This window comes from Thermosynechococcus sp. M3746_W2019_013 (assembly GCF_015296045.1).
Taxonomy (GTDB): Bacteria; Cyanobacteriota; Cyanobacteriia; order Thermosynechococcales; family Thermosynechococcaceae; genus Thermosynechococcus.
Genome location: NZ_DVDW01000055.1, coordinates 1 through 18,716, shown reverse-complemented (window position 1 = coordinate 18,716; position 18,716 = coordinate 1). Strand labels below are relative to the sequence as shown.

18 protein-coding genes and 1 pseudogene are annotated in these 18,716 nt (G+C 53.7%); 11 read left to right on the top strand and 8 right to left on the bottom strand.

The features are described from left to right. Window positions 1-105: 105 nt before the first annotated feature. From IGQ16_RS10015 to IGQ16_RS10005, 3 genes are read right to left on the bottom strand one after another with little or no spacing between them, the layout of a single operon-like run. On the bottom strand, window positions 106-1,248 hold the full coding sequence (locus tag IGQ16_RS10015; protein WP_024125142.1) for a CO2 hydration protein: 1,143 nt from the start codon (window positions 1,246-1,248) through the stop codon (window positions 106-108). Continuing rightward, window positions 1,245-2,720, bottom strand: coding sequence for an NADH-quinone oxidoreductase subunit M (locus IGQ16_RS10010; protein WP_041429702.1), 1,476 nt, complete (start codon window positions 2,718-2,720; stop codon window positions 1,245-1,247). Before IGQ16_RS10010 ends, IGQ16_RS10015 begins: the two co-directional genes overlap by 4 nt. Before the next feature lie 5 nt (window positions 2,721-2,725). Further along, window positions 2,726-4,555 carry an NAD(P)H-quinone oxidoreductase subunit F gene (locus IGQ16_RS10005; protein ID WP_297061359.1) on the bottom strand — a complete coding sequence of 610 codons (1,830 nt, stop codon included), beginning with the start codon at window positions 4,553-4,555 and terminating at the stop codon, window positions 2,726-2,728. Between the two features lie 98 nt (window positions 4,556-4,653). Between IGQ16_RS10005 and ggt the strand changes: the two genes are divergently transcribed. Together ggt and IGQ16_RS09995 are read left to right on the top strand one after the other, a co-directional pair. Then, entirely contained in the window at window positions 4,654-6,381 is a 1,728-nt protein-coding gene (gene ggt / locus IGQ16_RS10000) for a gamma-glutamyltransferase (RefSeq protein ID WP_297061357.1), read from the top strand. A gap of 9 nt (window positions 6,382-6,390) precedes the next feature. Next, entirely contained in the window at window positions 6,391-6,975 is a 585-nt protein-coding gene (locus IGQ16_RS09995; protein WP_024125138.1) for an L-threonylcarbamoyladenylate synthase, read from the top strand. Here the strand turns inward: IGQ16_RS09995 and IGQ16_RS09990 are convergent. The 3 genes and pseudogenes from IGQ16_RS09990 to IGQ16_RS09985 all read right to left on the bottom strand — a co-directional run bounded on the left by IGQ16_RS09990 (window position 6,972) and on the right by IGQ16_RS09985 (window position 8,604). Beyond that, a complete protein-coding gene (locus tag IGQ16_RS09990) occupies window positions 6,972-7,157 on the bottom strand; it encodes a hypothetical protein (protein ID WP_024125137.1) in 186 nt (61 codons plus the stop codon). The genes IGQ16_RS09995 and IGQ16_RS09990 overlap by 4 nt on opposite strands. Before the next feature lie 70 nt (window positions 7,158-7,227). Then, window positions 7,228-7,511, bottom strand: a pseudogene (locus IGQ16_RS11760) (DUF29 domain-containing protein). Between the two features lie 289 nt (window positions 7,512-7,800). Continuing rightward, entirely contained in the window at window positions 7,801-8,604 is an 804-nt protein-coding gene (locus IGQ16_RS09985) for an inositol monophosphatase family protein (protein ID WP_024125136.1), read from the bottom strand. 70 nt (window positions 8,605-8,674) lie between these two features. Between IGQ16_RS09985 and proB the strand changes: the two genes are divergently transcribed. From proB to IGQ16_RS09945, 8 genes are all read left to right on the top strand, one after another. Further along, the gene (proB, locus tag IGQ16_RS09980; RefSeq protein ID WP_297061354.1) at window positions 8,675-9,784 is read left to right on the top strand and encodes a glutamate 5-kinase; all 1,110 of its coding nucleotides are present in this window, start codon (window positions 8,675-8,677) and stop codon (window positions 9,782-9,784) included. 158 nt (window positions 9,785-9,942) lie between these two features. Further along, complete coding sequence (locus tag IGQ16_RS09975; protein WP_024125134.1) at window positions 9,943-10,950, top strand: GntR family transcriptional regulator; 1,008 nt, start codon at window positions 9,943-9,945, stop codon at window positions 10,948-10,950. Between the two features lie 589 nt (window positions 10,951-11,539). After that, window positions 11,540-12,292: an RNA methyltransferase gene (locus IGQ16_RS09970; RefSeq protein ID WP_297061352.1), complete on the top strand. Its 753-nt coding sequence runs from the start codon at window positions 11,540-11,542 to the stop codon at window positions 12,290-12,292. Window positions 12,293-12,297: 5 nt separating this feature from the next. Beyond that, complete coding sequence (locus IGQ16_RS09965; protein ID WP_297061349.1) at window positions 12,298-13,344, top strand: serine hydrolase; 1,047 nt, start codon at window positions 12,298-12,300, stop codon at window positions 13,342-13,344. Beyond that, a complete protein-coding gene (locus IGQ16_RS09960; protein ID WP_024125130.1) occupies window positions 13,345-14,115 on the top strand; it encodes an ABC transporter ATP-binding protein in 771 nt (256 codons plus the stop codon). Next, window positions 14,108-14,962 (top strand): DUF6671 family protein, encoded by an 855-nt coding sequence (locus tag IGQ16_RS09955; RefSeq protein ID WP_297061346.1) that lies wholly within the window; start codon window positions 14,108-14,110, stop codon window positions 14,960-14,962. The genes IGQ16_RS09960 and IGQ16_RS09955 overlap by 8 nt, the downstream gene beginning before the upstream one ends. A 99-nt stretch (window positions 14,963-15,061) precedes the next feature. Further along, a complete protein-coding gene (locus IGQ16_RS09950) occupies window positions 15,062-15,382 on the top strand; it encodes a hypothetical protein (protein ID WP_024125128.1) in 321 nt (106 codons plus the stop codon). Window positions 15,383-15,394: 12 nt separating this feature from the next. Continuing rightward, window positions 15,395-16,321, top strand: coding sequence for an NAD(P)H-dependent glycerol-3-phosphate dehydrogenase (locus IGQ16_RS09945; RefSeq protein WP_024125127.1), 927 nt, complete (start codon window positions 15,395-15,397; stop codon window positions 16,319-16,321). Here the strand turns inward: IGQ16_RS09945 and IGQ16_RS09940 are convergent. Both IGQ16_RS09940 and IGQ16_RS09935 read right to left on the bottom strand, forming a co-directional pair. Next, on the bottom strand, window positions 16,305-16,835 hold the full coding sequence (locus tag IGQ16_RS09940; protein ID WP_024125126.1) for an anti-sigma factor: 531 nt from the start codon (window positions 16,833-16,835) through the stop codon (window positions 16,305-16,307). The two genes, IGQ16_RS09945 and IGQ16_RS09940, sit on opposite strands and share 17 nt — an antisense overlap. A 41-nt stretch (window positions 16,836-16,876) precedes the next feature. Continuing rightward, window positions 16,877-17,542: a sigma-70 family RNA polymerase sigma factor gene (locus IGQ16_RS09935; protein ID WP_024125125.1), complete on the bottom strand. Its 666-nt coding sequence runs from the start codon at window positions 17,540-17,542 to the stop codon at window positions 16,877-16,879. Between the two features lie 253 nt (window positions 17,543-17,795). On the opposite strand from IGQ16_RS09935, the gene IGQ16_RS09930 reads away from it, so the two are divergent. Next, a complete protein-coding gene (locus IGQ16_RS09930) occupies window positions 17,796-18,659 on the top strand; it encodes a phosphatidate cytidylyltransferase (protein ID WP_024125124.1) in 864 nt (287 codons plus the stop codon). Window positions 18,660-18,716 lie beyond the last annotated feature (57 nt).

Sequence of the window (18,716 nt, the reverse complement as noted above, 5' to 3'; positions counted from 1 at the left end):
TGCTTTACTATCTTATCGCGGTCACACCTTTAATTCCTCCTTAGGGCACGCAGATAGTTTTCCAGGGGGGTATTCCAGGTTCTCCTCAGGGGCTAAAAGCGTGCCCTAGCTAACTTGAACATTCCAGAGGCGAGAGGTTTCGAGGCGATCCAGCCACGTTTCGTAGAATGCTCGATTGGCGGCTTGCTCTTGGGGGTCGGTGGTTGTCCAGGGATAGGGAGCTAGGGCAGTGATTGCTGCTGTGGTGACGCAAAACATTGATTTTTGGAAGGTTTGGCAAATTTTTACTCGCAGATCATCTTCACCTCGGCCTTGGCAACGATAGAACGCCAAAAGATAGGAGGGGAGATAGTGGCGCATATCCTGCATTAGCAGCGTGGGGGGAATACCAGCCGCGCCTGTGGGAATGGGATCTGCAAACAGGGCGCCATAGCCAAACTCCGCTGGATCGCGGGAAATTTGCTGGGCTTGGGCATTGAAGGAAATGAGGCCAAAGAAGGGGGTGCCCCGTATAAACACAGCTTCGACATAGGGAATCGCTGTGTCTGGCAAAAAGGTGAGTCCAGCACTGGCGGGGAGAATCTCGTAGGTCTGGCCGTGGAGCTTGACGCGATAGGTAATGGGGCGATTGGCAGCGGCAATCAGACCGGCCCGAATGTGATCTACCACATCGGGAATGCTGCGAATCTCGCCCGCATCATAGCGATCGCTCAAGGTGAGAAAGATGGGATACATTACTGTCCAAAACTGCCCCAAGCCACTGTAGTAGCAGAGCATCCGCACCGTTTCCAGCAAAAACTCTGGAAAAAGCCGATTCACCAGTTGCATTAGGGGGTTGCCCCGCAGCTTGGCGGCGATCGCCTTGCCGGCTAATTGCCGAAATTCTGCCGAATCGAGGAAGGCATCAAGACCGCCACCCCCATGCCACATCATGGCACGCATACAGTACTCAGCATATTCATAGTTAATGCGGTCGTGCCACCAGTGGCGCAGCAGCTTGGGAATGGTAATCTCGCCATTGAAGTATTTGAAAAAGGGAAAGAGAACAAGAAACTGCCGCTCACTAATGTCGCAGAGATTTTCTGCATAGGCCTTGAGCACTACCCCATAGCTTTTGAGGATGCCCACCACTTCCATTACATGGGTTGGTGTATCCGGTAACAGGGCTTGACCGTGGAGCAACCGCTCTAGGATGGCGGTACGCAGTTCTTGATGTAGGGAGGTTGGAGTAACGGTAGTCAGGGTCATGGTGTGGGCAGCGTAGCAACAGCAGTAACAAGAAGGCTAACCGTGGTTTTACTCCAATGGATCAACCAGTTGGGAACAACCCCTAAGATCAAAATTAGCGCGGCTAATAGGAGGCTCGGGAGGCGATCGCCCCAAGCAACGGGCGGCAAATCTGTCAACTCATTGGGCAGACGACCAAAAAAGACGCGGTTCACCAGCAGAAGAAAATACACCGACGTTAGGCCCGTACCCACCATACATAGGAGCGTTTGCCCTGGGAAGGCGGGAAAACTACTGCGGAAGATCAGGAACTCCGCCACAAAGCCCACCATGCCGGGGATACCACCACTGGCCATGACCCCAACAATCATCAGACTACCAATCAGGGGCAGCCCCCGCTCAGGGTTCAGCAATCCCCGCAGTACCTCAATGTTGCGGCTGCCGGTTTTTTCATAGACAACCCCCACCAGCAAAAAGAGAAGCGCAGAAATTAGCCCGTGGCTCATCATTTGGGCAATAGCGGCCAACATGCTCAAGGGTGTGGCAGTGGCAGTGGCTAAGAGGACAAACCCCATATGGCCAATGGAACTGTAGGCCACCATTTTTTTCATATCGGTTTGGGAGATCGCCATCAGAGAACCGTAGAGAACACTGACCACCGCCCAAGTGGCCAACCCAGGCGCCAAGACCTGCCATGCCTGCGGGAATAACTGCACCCCAAAGCGCACTAACCCATAGGTCCCTAGTTTCAGGAGCACCCCTGCCAGCAGCACAGAAACGGGAGTGGAGGCTTCGACGTGGGCATCGGGTAGCCAAGTATGGAAGGGCACTAGGGGAATCTTGATGCCAAAGCCCACTAAAATCAGCCCCAGCAGAACAAGTTGTGAGCTTAGGGGCAAGAGGGTGGATAATTGGGCGTCAAAGTCAAAGGAGGGGGCATGGGCTAGCCACACTAGCCCCAGAAATCCAGCCAAGAGCAGAACCCCCGAAATGGCCGTGTAAATTAGAAACTTGGTGGCTGCATAACTTCGCCGCGCCCCACCCCAAATGGCAATCAAAAGATAGAGGGGAATCAACTCCAATTCATAGAACAGGAAAAACAGCAGCAAATTATCGGCCAAAAAGGCGCCACTGACACCCGCATTCAACAGCAGTACCAGTGGGTAATACAACCGAGGACGGGGCAAGTGGACAGAAGTGGCCAATAGGGCAATCAGCGTCAGGAAATTATTTAAGACCAATAGCGGCAGCGACAGGCCATCCACGCTCAGGCGATAGCTCAAGCCCAATGGCTCTAGCCAAGGAACTACCTCGGTTAATTGCGGGGCTGCATTGCTGGGATCAAATAGACGGGCGATCGCGAGACTGACCACCAGGGCGATCGCCATCACCACAGCGGCTAAACTGCGGTACGTCCGCCCCAAACTCCCAGCGGGCAGCAGGCTGAGGGCAAGGGCACCCAACAGGGGCACCCAGAGGAGGAAACTCAACAGCGGCATTACAGCAGTAGCCACGCGATCGCCCCCCCAAGAATCGCCACACCAATAAACACCAGCAGTAAGTAGGCTTGGGATTGACCGCTGGCACTGTATTTCAGCAATTCACCCCCAACGAGGGACGCTGCACCCGTTGTATTCACAATCCGATCCACAATGTGGCGGTCTACCCAAGCGCTCAACTGCGAGAGCGATCGCACTGCCCAGACCACGGTATAGCGATACAACTCCTCAATGTAAAAATCGTAGGCCAGCAGATCCTGCACAAAGCGCAATGGTACCTTGATGGGGCGCGTCCAACTGCGTTTGAGGTTAACAAAGCCGCCCAAAAGAATACCCGCCAATCCCGAGACCACAAGCAGAGCCACAATTGTCCAATCCATAGTCTCTGGTAACAACTGCACCCGCTGCAAGATAAAAGGCACCAGCATATTCAAAATACTCAAAGTCACCATCGGCACTGCCAGAGGCCAAGGCACTTCAGGGGCACGGCGGGTTTTGGGTTGAGCAGGCCCTAGGAAGACCAGGCGAAAGACACGGGTGAGGTTCACAGCCGTCAGCACATTGACGACTAAAATCAAACCCACCAACCAAGGCATTGTTTGCCAGTAGTAGCTAATGCCGCGATAAAACGACCAAAAGGCCCCCAAGGGCAGACAGCCAATCAGGGATAGACCGCCGATAACAAAGGCCGAACTCGTGGCCGGCATCCGTTCGCCTAACCCCCCCAATTCCGTCAAATCCTGAGAGTTGGTGGTCATAATCACACTGCCAATACTCATAAACAGCAGTGCCTTAGCGATCGCATGGGTAAGCAATACAAACAGGGCGAAATCTGTCCAATTCGTGCCGACCCCAATAAACACCAGTCCCAGATAGGCACTCGTTGAGTGGGACAGTGCCCGTTTAATGTCAATTTGGGCAATCGAGACCAGGGATTCACTGATGGCGGTGACTGCCCCGATCGCAATCAAGGCAATGTTTGCCCCTGGGCAGGCTACCAGAATCGGCTGTAGCTTAATGAGAATATAGGCTCCCGCAGCCACCACTACCGAGTTCCGCATAATGGAGGCGGGGTTGGGTCCTTCCATAGCTTCATCGAGCCACAGATGCAAAGGTACTTGAGCACATTTACCAGTGGGCCCCGCAATCAAGGCTAGGCCCAGTAAAAAGCCCCAACCTTCTGGCAAATTCACCTGCTCTGCCCATTCATAGAGATTGGGAAAATCATAACTCCCCGCCAGGCTGCCAACCGCCACCACCCCCATCAGCAGGAGAATATCCCCCACCCGTTTGGTGAGAAAGGCATCCCTTGCTGCTTTGACCACAAGGGGCTGAGCATACCAGAAGCCAATCAGTAAATAGGTAGAGAGGGTCAACATCTCCAACAGGCCATAGCTCAGGAGCAGCGAGTCACTAATTGCAATGCCACTGAGAGCCGCCTCAAAAAAGCCCATTAAGGCAAAGAAGCGGGCCATGCCCCAGTCCTTTTCGAGATAACCCAAGGCAAAAATCTGGGCGAGGATACTCAGACCTGTCACCAATTCCATGGCAGCTGTGGTGACACTGTTAATAAGTAATGAAAATGAGAGATCGAGTCCCGGCGCCTGTAGCCAATGCCAAACAATCGTTGCGGTGGCACCACTGCGAGTTTGTTGCAATAGGAAAAACCCATGCACAAAAGCAACAACCGTCATCAGTAAATTGAAATAGGCTGCGGGTCGCGGCCCTGTGCGCCGCACATAACCGGTGGCCCAAGGCAAGGTCAGGGCTGCCCCCACTAAGCCATAACAGGGCACCCACCAACTGGTTTCTAATAGTGAATTTGACATGGCAAAAGTGAACCTTGACGGTTGAGGACGTTTGCAATCATGCTCCCTTCGTGTATTTTACAAGCTGGGGTTCTGCAGCAGTTTTGAGTCAATCAATCATGGGGCAAGGGTTCACTCTAGGGAAAGTTGAGCAGTGGGGGCGATCGCCCCTCCTCGTGATTGTCCTAGCAGTCACACTTTTTCCTACTCCCCCTGCCCCCGCTCAAACGCTTAGCCAGCGGGGAATGGTTACAGCGGCTCAACCTGCCGCAGCAAAAGCAGGTAGAGACATTCTCAAAGCAGGGGGCAATGCTGTGGATGCAGCGGTGGCAACTGCATTGATGATTGCCGTTGTTGAGCCCTATGCGGCGGGGCTGGGCGGTGGTGGCTTTGCCCTTGTGTATCACGCCCAATCCCAAACCATTCGTGCCCTTGATTTTCGGGAGCGGGCACCCCTGCAAGCGACACCAACGATGTATCTCAACGAGAAGGGGGAGGTGATTCCCCGTGCCAGTTTGGATGGGGTCTTAGCCGCAGGCACCCCCGGCACCGTTGCTGGCCTAGCTGCTTTGCACCAACGCTATGGTCAACTGCCCTGGTCTCAGGTCGTCACTCCCGCCATTCAGGCCGCTCAGCAGGGATTTGCCGTTACTCCCTCTTATCGGCAGTGGGCGACAATGCGCCAAGCCGTTCTGCGGCAGGATGCTACTGCCGCGCGTATTTTCCTCAGAGATGGCCAAGTTCCCCCCTTGGGTACGGTGATTCAACAGCCAGACTTGGCAAAAACCTTGGCGACGATCGCCCGCAATCCGAGAAGCTTTTATGAGGGTTGGATTGCTAGAGCGATCGCCGACTTTATGGTGCAGCAAGGGGGCAAAATGACCCAAGAGGATTTACGAACCTATCGCCCCGTTTGGCGAGAGCCAATTTGTGGCACCTACCGTGCGTTTCAGGTCTGTTCGATGCCACCCCCCTCTTCTGGTGGCGTTACCCTTGTGCAAATGCTCAACCTCTGGCAACTGTTGCCCCCTGCTCCTATCGCCAGCGATCGCGGTCACTACCTAGCCAGCGTGATGCAAATTGCCTATGCTGATCGCGCCCGTTACCTCGGAGATAGTGACTTTGTGCCTGTGCCTGTCGCTGCCCTCACCGGTCGTCACTATGCCCAACAGCGGGTCACTGAAATTCTTCCCCGTCGTGCCCGTCCCCAAAGTGCTGTGAGCGCGGCAACCCCGATCCAACTCGCAGAGTCGGACAATACCAGTCACCTAAATGTGGTGGATGCCCAAGGGAATGCCGTCAGCTTGACATTTACAATCAATGGGCCCTTTGGGGCGGGTGTGGTTGTGCCGCAAACGGGGATTCTGTTGAACAATGAAATGGATGATTTTGCCATTGCCCCCAATCAACCCAATCTCTTTGGTGTTGTCGGTATTCAATCGGACAAGACTCCCCTAGCCAATGGTATCGAACCGGGTAAGCGTCCCCTCTCAAGCATGAGTCCAACAATTGTGCTAAAAGACAACCGCCTCAATATGGTTTTAGGCTCCCCCGGCGGCAGTCGAATTATTAGCACTGTGCTGCAACTGTTTTTGAACGTCGTTGATTTAGGGCAGGATGCCGCCACCGCCATTGCTAGTCCTCGGATTCATCAGCAGTGGACACCGGATATCCTCTTTGTCGAGCCAACCCTGCCTGATGCTTGGATACAAACGTGGCGGCAGTGGGGCTATCGGGTAGAACAAACCCGTCCGTGGGGCAACGCCAGCTTAATTCGCGTTTTGGAGCATGGACAATTAGAAGGGGCAGCCGATCCTCGAGGGGAAGGTGCTGCCATTGGCTGGTAGAGGAGGGGTATGGCACAGGTGAGTATGGCCGCCTTGGTGGCCGCAGTGCGCACAGGCAATTGGTTGATTAGTTTTCCCACAGATACAGTGCCCGCCTTGGCCAGTCGTTGCGATCGCGGGGAATTGATCTATACCGCCAAGGAACGTCAACCGGATAAGCCCTTGATCCTCATGGGCGCTAATCCTGAGCAACTCTGGCCCTTTGTGCGTGGCAGTGCTGCTGAATGGGAGCAGTGGTTGGCAATGGCGGCGCGTTATTGGCCGGGGGCAGTGACCTTCGTGCTGCCCGCTGCTGAACTGCCGCCGGGTTTGAATCCCCTGGGTACAGGCACAATTGGCTTACGAGTTCCCGACTGGCCGCCTGCCCAAGCCCTCCTCCAGCAAACAGGACCGTTGGCCACCACCAGTATTAACCGCTCAGGTCAGCCGCCACTCGTTGAATTGGGGGCGATCGCCCGCGAATTTCCCCAAGTTTTAACGCTCCACCCTTGGCAGTTACCCCCTAGCCCTGCGGAACCCTCAACCGTGGTGCAATGGCAATCGGGGCAGTGGCACATCCTGCGCCAAGGGCGAGTGCAGATTGAAACCCCCTAGTATTGGGAATCAATTTCCCCGGAGGCAACCCGTTCGAGGAGTTCCTGTAAAATTTTTTCCTCTTCCTCGGAAATTTGGCCATCGGAAAGCACCGCGTCAATAATTTGGCCATGCTCTTCGAGGGTAAGAATTTTATCTTCTAGGGCTTTTTCCACTAAAGCTTTAATTTGGGCCATGTCCATGATTGCGACTCCACGTCGTCACTGCCAGTATAGCCTCACCTTGGATCTTGGATCAGGCTGAAGTTTGTCTCTATGGGCAAGGAAATTGGCTATCTAAGAGTTTCTCCAAGGTGTAGGGGCAAGTTTCGGGGAGATCTGGGTAGTCCAAGGGAGTTTCATGAACCACTAAATCTTTGCCAGACTGAATGGGCCTTGCCTGCGGCAGATAGGGCTGAAGGCTTGGGTTTTGATGAATCAATTTCTCCAGGCTCGCCGTTGTTCGCGAATGGTTGCTCGCCAGCTTTTACGGCGTTTTTCGGGCTGATAGTTCCCCTTCAGGAGATGCCCAATCCAGACTCCTAGGCAATTCTTCAGCTCTCGAGGCTCCTACCGTGCCAAGGCTTTGATTTCCTCGACAAAGCGGGCAGTATCAAGGTAGCCCAAGTCTGCTGCCTTGAGCAGCTGCACCTATGCGAGTGTTCAGGTGGAAAAGTCGGTTTCATAGAAATTCATTTGCATAATTTTTATTGTGTTAGTCTATTTATTTTGTATTTATTTGAATTTAAATTTTTTGAATTTATCGTATTTAATTGTATTTAATTTATCTTTAACTTATCGTATTTAAATCCTACTTAATCGTATTTATTTGAATTTGATTTGCACATCAAACAATGTACGCTGCAAAAAATTGTCCCAAGCTGGAACTGGCACTCACCAGTGTATGAAAGATCCGACTCCCGGCCTCATGTCCCGGCTGCAGGGGAAACATTCTTTGCCACGGTTCTGGTGGGTCCAACCATTGCCAATGACCACCGGCCGCATGGACAATTGGCCAAGCGGGGGCAAGATCCCAAATGCGAGGTGTGCGCTCAACGGCCCCGAGCGTATAACCAGCAGCAACGGTCAGCAAATTATAACTGGCGGATCCCAACATGCGAATTTTGCAGGGAAAGGAACGCTTGAGCACATCGGTGCTGCGGGCACAAAGACTAAAAAACGTCTGCAAATTTGGCTCACTGACCTTGACGCGAATGGGTTTCTCATTCAAATAGGCACCGTTGGCGTGATCAGGCGCTTGATAGAAGCCATGAAACGTTTGCTGCAAGCCGGGAACGTGCACATAGCCAAATACGGGTGTGCCTTGGTAGAGCAGACTTAGGGCAATACACCAAATGGGTAGACCATGACTATAGTTGGTCGTGCCATCAATGGGATCAATTATCCAACACCACTGTTCACCACCGTAGGTATGGTTTCCCTCTTCGCTCAGGTAGCCATGGTGGGGAAACTGCTGTTGCAGCATCGCAGTGATTTTCTGATCGGCCCAAAGGTCGGCGCGGGTAACAAGGCTGCCATCGGCTTTGCGATCGCTGGGGGACTGCCCTGCCCACTCCAGCAGACGAGGGGCAACCACCTGTTGAATCTGTTGACAAGTTTCCAGCACCTCAGACCAAAACCCTGAGTTCATTGGCTGTCTTCCACCGCGATACAATGAGCACGATCCTATACCCACTAGGCAATCTTCGTCCTGACTCCCCATGGCACAAACACTGGTCGTCAAAATTGGCACATCGAGCTTAACGGGGGGCAAAGAAGGAAACCTGGCCTTGGCCACCATTGCCCAACTGGTGGAGGTTCTGTGTCACTGTCAACGGCGGGGCGATCGCGTGGTGCTCGTCTCCTCTGGGGCGGTGGGCGTGGGTGCTATGCGCTTGGGCCTGACAGAACGTCCCCAACAATTAGCCCAAAAACAAGCAGTGGCAGCAGTGGGTCAAGGGCACCTGATGCGGATGTACGATGATCTCTTTGCGGTGCTGCGTCAGCCCATTGCCCAAATCCTGGTGACACGGCAAAATTTTGTCGATCGCCAGAGCTACCTGAATATCTACAACACGTTTCAAGCGCTGTTTGAACTGGGTGTCATTCCCATCGTCAATGAAAACGATACAGTGGCGGTGGATGAACTCAAGTTTGGTGACAATGATACCCTCTCAGCCCTTGTGGCGAGCCTTGTCGAAGCCGATTGGTTATTTCTGCTCACAGATGTCGATCGCCTCTATTCAGCGGATCCACGCATTGATAAGACAGCCGTTCCCATTGAGCGGGTGGTCTCCTTAGCCGAGTTAGCACAAACCATTCAAATTGGGTCTGCTGGCTCCCCTTGGGGCACCGGCGGCATGGCCACCAAAATTCGGGCTGCGGAAATTGCCACAGAAGCCGGGGTGCGCACCGTTATTACCGATGGGCGATCGCCCACCAACCTCCTGAAAATCCTTGCGGGTGAAGCCTTGGGCACCCACTTTGAACCTCGTCCCAAAACCATCAATGCCCGTAAACGCTGGATTGCCCGTGCCCTCATTCCCAAAGGCGAGTTATGGCTAGACGAGGGTGCCGTTAAGGCAATTACCGTGGGTGGCAAGTCCCTCCTAGCAGCAGGCATTACCCGTGTGGAAGGGGAGTTTCAGGCTCAAGATGCCGTTAAGCTCTGTGACCCCGCAGGAGCTGAAATTGCCCGTGGCCTTGTCAACTACAACAGTGAAGAAATTCGTCGTGTGCAGGGGCAACAATCCACGGAATTGGCCAACATCCTCGGCTATGCCGGTGCCGATACAATTGTCCACCGTGACAACCTAGTGCTGACCCTGTAACCTTGTTCGGTTGCGCTAAAAAGGACGATAGGCAGTAGGTGCGGTAAAATTACTTACCAACTGTGACCGTTTATGCAGCGATTGGGGGTAGGTTTTGCATCTGGCATAGCCCCACCAAGGAACGCGTATTAAGACAGTACCTGATTGGTAGAAAAAGTATGGTTCAGTTCCACATCCAACCAGATAGCGAAATTCCTGCTTCAACTCAGCTCTTTAATCAAATTAGTTTTGCGATCGCTGCACGGCAATTTCCCCCAGGCTATCGTTTGCCCAGTACGCGGCAGCTGGCTATGCAAACCGGGTTGCACCGCAACACGATCAGCAAAGTTTACGAACGCCTTGAAGCCGCTGGTTTAGTCGTACCCCAAGTGGGGTCTGGCATTTATGTCCGTGCCCTTGGCCAAGAGGAAACCCGTCCCCGCCAGCGCCGACCCGCTGTTGTGCCTGTACACCGCATTGTTCAAGAAAGTGTGGACACCCTCCTCGAAATGGGCTATTCCTTAGGTCAAATTCGCGAGTTATTCCTTGCCGAGATTGATGCTCGCCAGAAAGCTGGGGTGAGGGTTTTGGTGACAGTGCCCCGCCACGATCAAGGGGCAGGTGAGCTGATTGTTCAGGAATTGCAACAACTTCTGCCAATTCCTGTGGAACTGGTTTTTCTTGAAGATTTAGCAGCAGTTCTCGATGGTGACACCTCGGCAACGGTAGTTACGGTGCGCTATTTTGCCAGCATGACGGAGGCCGTCACCCGCAATAGGGACGTGCGGGTATTTTTCATCGACATTTACAACTACCAGCGGGAACTGGAAGTAATACGGCAATTGCCGAAGGGCTCCTGCTTGGGGTTGGTCAGCCTCAGTTCCGGTACACTGGGTGTCGCAGAGGTAATGATCCACAGCCTGCGGGGGGATGAGCTCCTCTTGATGACGGCTCAAGCCAACGATAGCTATAAGCTGAATGCCCTTGTCCACCGCGCCCAGACAATCATTAGCGATCGCGCCAGTGGCGAACGAGTCAAAGCAGCCATTGCGGCGGCTCGCCATGAGTTGATTCGTATTCCCCGTCTCATTTGCTGCGAAAGCTACATTGATCCGCAGTCGGTTGAACTCCTGAAACGGGAAATTGGCCTGACGGAGGATCTTCCTCTCCAAGCCAAAGCCTCTTGACTCAGGGATTGAGAGCATTCAGCCTATAGGACAATTCCAGGGGGACTAGCTGATTTTGTGCTTGACCTTGCATTGCATCCAGTTGTAGGTTCGTAAGATGACCTAGGCCAGCAGCTAGACCACAGTACAGGAGGCAGACAGCACTGAGTTTTGGCCAATGCAAGCTCATAAAACGCCACATGAGTTGACTCCTCATTTGCAGAACTAACCACTCAATCAAGACCCCTGCCGCCAACTCACACCACAGCTCTTTTCCCAGGGATGGAACACAGTTGAAGCCGTCAAAGTCTCTAGAGGAGTGAAGCACCTCCCCCTTGGCTGCCCCACGTTTTAGAACGCTGTACCTAGGAAATCCCTTGAGAACTTCCTAGACTTGGGAAGTTGGCTTGAAAGGAGGGGTCACACCTAAAAAATTACTTTCAATTTTACTGACTGCCCTAAAAAGCCTACAGAGAGTGTTACAGTTGTTAAATTTATCAAATATGCGGCCAAGTCCTGAATTTCTAAGGACTTGAGAAAGATCAAGAAAGTCTTCTAAAATCATCTAAAAAATGTTAATTGTTTTTTTATTTTGGCTCAGCCAGCAAGCGTGGATACCCTTCCTGCAGTGCGGATTGTCCTCGTTGAACCCCAAGGGGAGATCAATATCGGCAGCATTGCCCGCGTCATGAAAAATATGGGGTTACAGCAGTTGTGGATGGTCAGTCCCCGCTGTGATCCGAAGGGAGAGCTAGCCCAGCGCTGGGCAGTTCATGCAGAGGATGTGCTGCAGCAAGCAAAAGTGACCGATTCCCTTGAGGCAGCGCTGGCGGATTGTCAGCGCGTCTTTGCCACCGTGGGGCGAGATGTGGCGGATTTGGCATTACCCTGTTGGACACCGCGTCAGGCAGCACCGCAACTCTTGGCTGTAGCGCAGTCGGCACTGGTGTTTGGGCGCGAGGATCGGGGGCTCACGAATGCAGAATTGGAGTGTGCCCAGGGTTTGGTGAAAATTCCTACGGCCAATACCTATCCATCTTTGAATCTGGCGCAAGCTGTTGCCGTATGCTGCTATGAGTTATGGTTGACGGCCTGCGACAGTGTGGGAACTTTTCCCCAAGGGGATGCTGTTCCCTTTGAGCGGTTGCAGGGGTTTTATGACCATTTAGAGCAGGTGCTGCTCCAGATTGGTTTTTTGTATCCCCATACCGCTGCGAGTCGTATGACCAAGGTGCGATCGCTCCTCGGGCGCGCCTACCCCACGGAGGCCGAAGTGGCACTATTGCGGGGCATGGTTCGTCAGGTGGAGTGGGCGATTCAGCACGCAGCCACGATTCCTTCAGAGACCTTTCCTCTAAAGTAAATGGCATGGTTGCTCAGTCTCGTTCAATGGTTCAGTCCTCCGGTCTTTCCTCACTCCCTCGGCCAGTCACACCCCCGCCGCCGCCCCGTCCCAATTTGTTCTTGATTACTTTTCGCTGTGGCGTTAGTGGGGTGGCCCTTGCTGCGATGGTGGGCACACTCCTCTCTGTAGTGCACCCTCAGGATTTGTCCTTAAAGAACACAGCAGTGCAGGCGATCGCTCCTGAGGCACCAAGTCCAACCTTGCCCCCCGAACGCCCACTGACCAGCCTGCAACAGCAAATTCAACAACTGGTTACGCGTCAACCCAATCTGACGGCGGGGCTGTACTTTTTTAATCTAGATTCCGGTGCTTCCCTCAATGTCGGCGGCGATGAGGTCTTTCCTGCTGCCTCTACGATTAAGTTTCCCATTCTTGTTGCCTTTTTCAAGGCGGTGGATGAGGGACGAGTCAGGCTCCACGAGCGCCTCACAATGCGCCCCGATCTCATCGCCCCTGAGGCCGGTACATTGCAATACCAAAAGCCCAACTCCCAGTACTCCGCCCTTGAGGTGGCAGAGTTAATGATTACGATTAGCGACAACACGGCAACGAATATGATCATTGATCGCCTTGAAGGCACCGCCGCGCTGAACCAACAGTTTCAGGAATGGGGCTTAGAAAATACGGTGATCCACAATCTGCTGCCCGATATGAAGGGCACCAACACCACTAGTCCTCGGGATTTGGCAACGCTGATGCTCAAAATTGGTCAGGGGGAAATTCTCTCGCCCCGTAGTCGCGATCGCCTGCTAGACATTATGCGGCGCACGGTCACTAATACGCTCTTGCCTGCTGGTCTTGGCAAAGGGGCCACCATTGCCCACAAAACGGGAGATATTGGTATTGTGGTTGGGGATGCGGGCATGGTAGATATGCCCAATGGCCAACGCTATGTAGCTGCAATGATGGTGAAACGCCCCTACAATGATCCCCGAGGGAGTGAACTGATTCGCCAAGTCTCGCGGATGGTTTACCAAGCCTTTGAGAAACTTTCTCCCGCTCAGCTTTAGATGGTGCAGCCCCTCCTAACCTTAAGGAATGTGTGCCGCTCCTTTGGTGGCCTCAAGGCTGTTGATCGGGTATCCTTTAGCGTTGAAACGGGTGAAATTTTCGGCATTATTGGCCCCAATGGTGCCGGTAAAACCACCCTTTTTAACCTCCTGACGGGGTTAATTCCTCTTACTTCAGGGGAAATCCTGTTTCAGCAGCAGCCTTTGCACCGGCTTAAGCCTCACCAGATTGCTGCTTTGGGGATTGCCCGCACGTTTCAAAATATTCGCCTCTTTCCGGAGATGAGTGTTTGGGAGAATGTTCGCCTGGGACAGCATCTCCATGCCCCTGCCAGTTTTCGGGCCAACCTTTGGGGGGCGCCCTCTGTACGCTATGCTCAGGAACGCTTGGAGAATCGCGCCAAGGAACTCCTCTACTGGGTCAATCTCTACGAGCGGCGCCACGAGCGAGCAGGCAACTTACCCTATGGTGAACAACGCCGCCTTGAACTGGCGCGTGCCTTGGCACTGCAACCACGCCTGCTCTTGTTGGATGAACCGGCTGCGGGCATGAATCCCAAGGAAAAGCAAGAGCTCTGTGAGTTGATTCGCCGCCTCAAGGAGACCTTTGAACTGACCGTAATTCTCATTGAGCACCATGTGCCCTTGGTGATGAGTTTGTGCGATCGCTTGGCCGTATTAGACTTTGGTCAACTCATTGCCCTAGGAGATCCCCTGAGGGTGAAAAATGATCCCAAGGTGATTGAGGCCTATCTTGGCGGTGATGTTTAAGTCAACAGAGTCCTATTTCCAAGGCCGAACGGCCCTTCTGGCCACGAAGCACGGCAAAGAACAGGTGATTGCCCCTGCCCTTGCCCGCCTAGGGGTGACGGTTGTGGTTGCCAGTGATTTTGATAGCGATCGCTTTGGTACCTTTAGCCGTGAAATTCCCCGCTGTGGCACCCAAGCGGAGGCGGCGCTTGCTAAGGCAGAAGCGGTGCTGACGCAAACGAATGCCGACTTAGTCATTGCCAGTGAGGGGAGCTTTGGCCCCCATCCTCAATTTCCGATGCTCCCGAGCGATCGCGAACTCATCCTTCTTTTAGATCGCCGCCATGATCTGGTACTGCGGGGGGAGGTCCTCTCCCTAGACACTAACTTTAGCCATGCCACCGTCAGTAATCTTGAAGAGGCCTTGGCCTTTGGAGCCCGGGTCGGCTTTCCATCCCATGGTTTAATTGCGATGGCCCAGGCTGAGCCGCTGCCCAATACGCCAATTTTCAAAGGGATTCAAAGCGAGGAACAGTTGCAAAGGGCGATCGCCACCCTGCAAACCCATAGCTCCACCCTTCACCTTGAAACCGATATGCGTGCCCACATGAACCCCACGCGCATGCAGGTGATAGCTCAAGCTGCTGCTGACCTTGTTCAAGGAATGGCTCAGGGCTGTCCCCAGTGTGGTTCGCCGGGGTTTGTGGCTCGTGAGCACCTGCCGGGGCTCCCCTGTGAACTGTGTGGGGCACCCACAAGTGCAATCAAAGCTAGCCGTTACCGCTGTCAACGCTGTTTATACGAGCTCACGCTACCTGTCCCGGAAACCGCTGCCGATCCCAGTCAATGCTACTTCTGCAATCCCTAGGCAAAGACTTGGTATAATCCCTATACAGTCCCTTCTACTTCGGCACCGATGGAGTCATCCTATCGTCTGCATTCCTAGCGCATGTTTGAGGAGTGATCCATGACACCTCGCTATCTGCCCGCTCTTGCCCTTGCTGCAGTAATTCTCAATCTTGGGAGTATAGCCTTTGCCCAGAGTGCAAACACGAATAACCCAATGGAGGGCTGGCAGCAAAACGGCAATGCCAACGATCTAAGCACCATTCTCAATCCCCAGAATGGTAGCTTTTCTGTGCCCGGACTGATGAATCGGCTGCGTTTGATGGATGGTCGTGATCCCAACGAAGTGATGGCAGATCAAATGGAAAATCTCAATGCTGAAGCGGAGGCCTTTCGCAAACGGCAGCAGCAACAATTCCAAAATCTAACGCTGACGCCCTAGGACGGGGATGCTATGTCCCCAAGGGTATTGATTTTGGGCTTAGGTCATTGGGGACAAACACTGGCATACCTATTTGAGCAACGGGGGTGTAGAGTTTCCTGCTGGGGGCGATCGCAGGGGGCGCTTTCGGCTGCTCTTTTCCAGGACATTCATTTGCTGGTTTCGGCTCTCCCTATCAAAGCGGTACGGGAAGTGGCTGCCCAAGTTAGCCGCCTTCACCTCCCCTTGGGAATCATTCTTGTGAGTGCCACAAAAGGCCTAGAATCAAAAACCTTTGCCACAGCGGCGGATATTTGGCAAACTTACTGTCCACATCACGATCTTGTGGTGCTTTCGGGACCCAACCTAGCCAGTGAAATCCAGCAGGGATTGCCGGCAGCAGCCGTGGTGGGGGGCAATCTAGCAGCGACCAAGCAGGTTCAAGATTGCTTGGGCAGTCCCACGTTTCGCCTCTACAGCAATGAGGACCGGCGGGGTGTTGAAATGGGGGGCATCTTCAAAAATGTGATTGCGATCGCCTGTGGCGTCAATGATGGCCTCGGTCTTGGCGTCAACGCCCGCTCTGCCCTGATTACCCGAGGACTGGTGGAAATGGTGCGGGTGGGTACCCACTGGGGCGGACAAGTGGAAACCTTCTACGGCCTTTCAGGATTAGGGGATCTGCTTGCCACCTGTACGAGTGCCCTCAGTCGCAATTATCAAGTGGGGTGGCATCTTGCCCAGGGTAAGTCCCTCTCCCAAGCCCTAGCCTTGACCAAGGGCACTGCTGAAGGGGTGAACACTGCTCAGGTGCTCTGCACCTATGCTCAGCAGCATCAGTTAGATATTCCGATCACTGCAATGGTGAATGCTGTTCTAGGTGGCTCTCTCACGCCTCAGGCTGCCCTCAATTGTCTTTTGGAGCGTCCCTTCAAGCCTGAGGTTATTCCTGGACAGTAGTTTTCGGCGTTGGTTCTGAGCTGGGTTCCCCTAAGGCAGCAGGCGCGGTTTCACTCACAGGGATGGCCACGGGAGGACGGTCAAGGCTGAGCATCAAACCGGTTGCCGTTGGCTCAACAGGTAGAGGAGATACCTCTGGCTCAATGCGGGCAGGACTTGTGATAGCCACCGGCAGACTGGAAAAGGGATTGGGCATTAGGCCGCTCAGCATTGCCACGAAGGATGCCGCTAGTGTTACCCCGGCACTCCCCAGGACCCAAATGCGACGGCGGTGATTGGCCTTAGCAATGACTTGGGCTGCTAAATGATCCGCCGGGCAGGGGGTTAAGGGCACTGGCAATTCCTGCATCTGCTGCTTGAGGTTCAGGAGTCGCCGATAGAGGTGTTGGGCTTCCGAATCAGTAGCCAGCCATGCTTCCACCTGTTGCCGTTCTGCAGCGGTCACTTCACCATCAAGGTAGGCGCTCAGGAGTTCAAAGGTATCGCGTTTGCAGTGATCAAGTTCGTCCATCATAGAGGTCTGTCCTTGCAGGAAAAGGGTAGGGGTGATTCGCCTTAGGTTGAAGGGAGATCCAGGTGAGCTTGGAGTTCGAGTTGGAGTCGCTGTCGGGCCCGGGCAATTCGCGATTTCACGGTTCCGAGGGAAACCCCGGTGATTTGGGCAATTTCTTCGTAGGAGAGGCCTTCAATTTCCCGGAGGACAATCGTTGTCCGAAAGGCTTCCGGTAGGTTGGCGATCGCTCGCCGTAATTGATCATAGAATTCATCCGTGCGCAACCGCTCATCGGGACTGGCATCACTGGCGGCAAGTTCCCAGCTCATTTCACCCTCTTGGGTTTTCAGGGGCGCATCCAGCGAAAGGGGCGGTTGATGGCGTTTGCGTTTGCGCAACTCATCGTAAAACAAGTTGGTGGCAATGCGACTGAGCCAACCCCGAAATTTACTAGTGTCTTGCAATTTGTGAATGTTGCGATAGACTCGAATCCAGACTTCTTGCACCAGGTCGGCGCGATCGTCCCAGTCGGGTGCAAGGTGATAGATAATTCGCTCCACATGGGATTGGTATCGCCGCAACAATTCAGTAAAGGCAGCGCGATCTGGGGTTCTGCCGGCTTGACAGCGCACAACCAACTCTTGGGCTGTAAGTTTTGTCAGTGGCACCGTCACCCGAGCACTGGTCTCCTCACCACGTGTCCAAGCAAGGGGAAGACTGGATGTCATGAATACAATCGACCTCAGACCCATCGCTTTTCATGACGCCCTTGCCCCTAGGATGTTCCTTGATCCGTTATAGCTTGCCAAGGACATTTTCATGGGTTCTATTTTGGCTGCGCCTCTGTTAATGTTTCCTTAACGTTGGTGAATCTAGATTAAAATCTTTATTGTAGCGGCGATCGCTCTTTGGACGCGCTACACAAGCACTCAACGCGCGGCTCAATGTAACCCCTTTTCCTAATTACCGCCCCTCACCACTATGCTCTGGATCCGCATTGCCAGTGGACTTGTCGCGATCGTCCTTACGCTGCTGATGACCTTCCTAGGTGGTTGGTATTTTTGTCTGGGGATTGGGGCGCTAATTTATCTGGGGCAGCTGGAATATTTTGAACTAGCCCGTGCGAAGGGGAGTGCACCGGCCGCTAAAACGACGCTAGTCGTCAGTCAGGTGCTTCTGATGACTTCCCTACTGCGGCCTGATCTTGCGGACGCCGTCTTTCCGGTGGCGGGCACCTTCATTTGTTTTTACCTATTGTTTCAACCCAAGCTGGCCTCGATCGCCGATATTTCCACCTCAATCATGGGGTTGTTTTATGGCGGCTATTTGCCCAGCTATTGGGTGCGCCTGCGGGGGCTAGAACAGCAGTCAACCCTGCCCTTAGGGGGCTTCTGGCCAGAACGGTTGCAACTGACAGCCTTTCCCTTAGGATTACAAGTGACGCTGTTGGCCTTTGCCTGTATTTGGGCGGCAGATATTGGTGCCTATGCGGTTGGTAAGCTCTTTGGCCGCACCCGCCTCTCTCACATCAGTCCCAAGAAAACCGTGGAAGGAGCTATGTTTGGTGTCTTGGGGAGCGTAGGCGTCGCCCTTTGGGGAGCGTACTCCCTCGCCTGGCCCCTCCCTTGGCTTGCGGGAGCCCTGTTTGGTCTGATGATTGGGATTGCCAGCCTATTGGGCGATTTAACCGAATCAATGATGAAACGGGATGCCGGCGTCAAAGATTCTGGGCAGTTGATTCCGGGACATGGCGGCATTTTGGACCGCGCCGATAGCTACGTATTCACAGCACCCTTGGTCTTTTATTTTGTAACGCTCCTCTTGCCAATTTTGGCTTTCCATTGATTTTTCCATTGATTCGGCTGGAGGCGCTCCCAGCACACTCGATCGCTGCCCCCATAG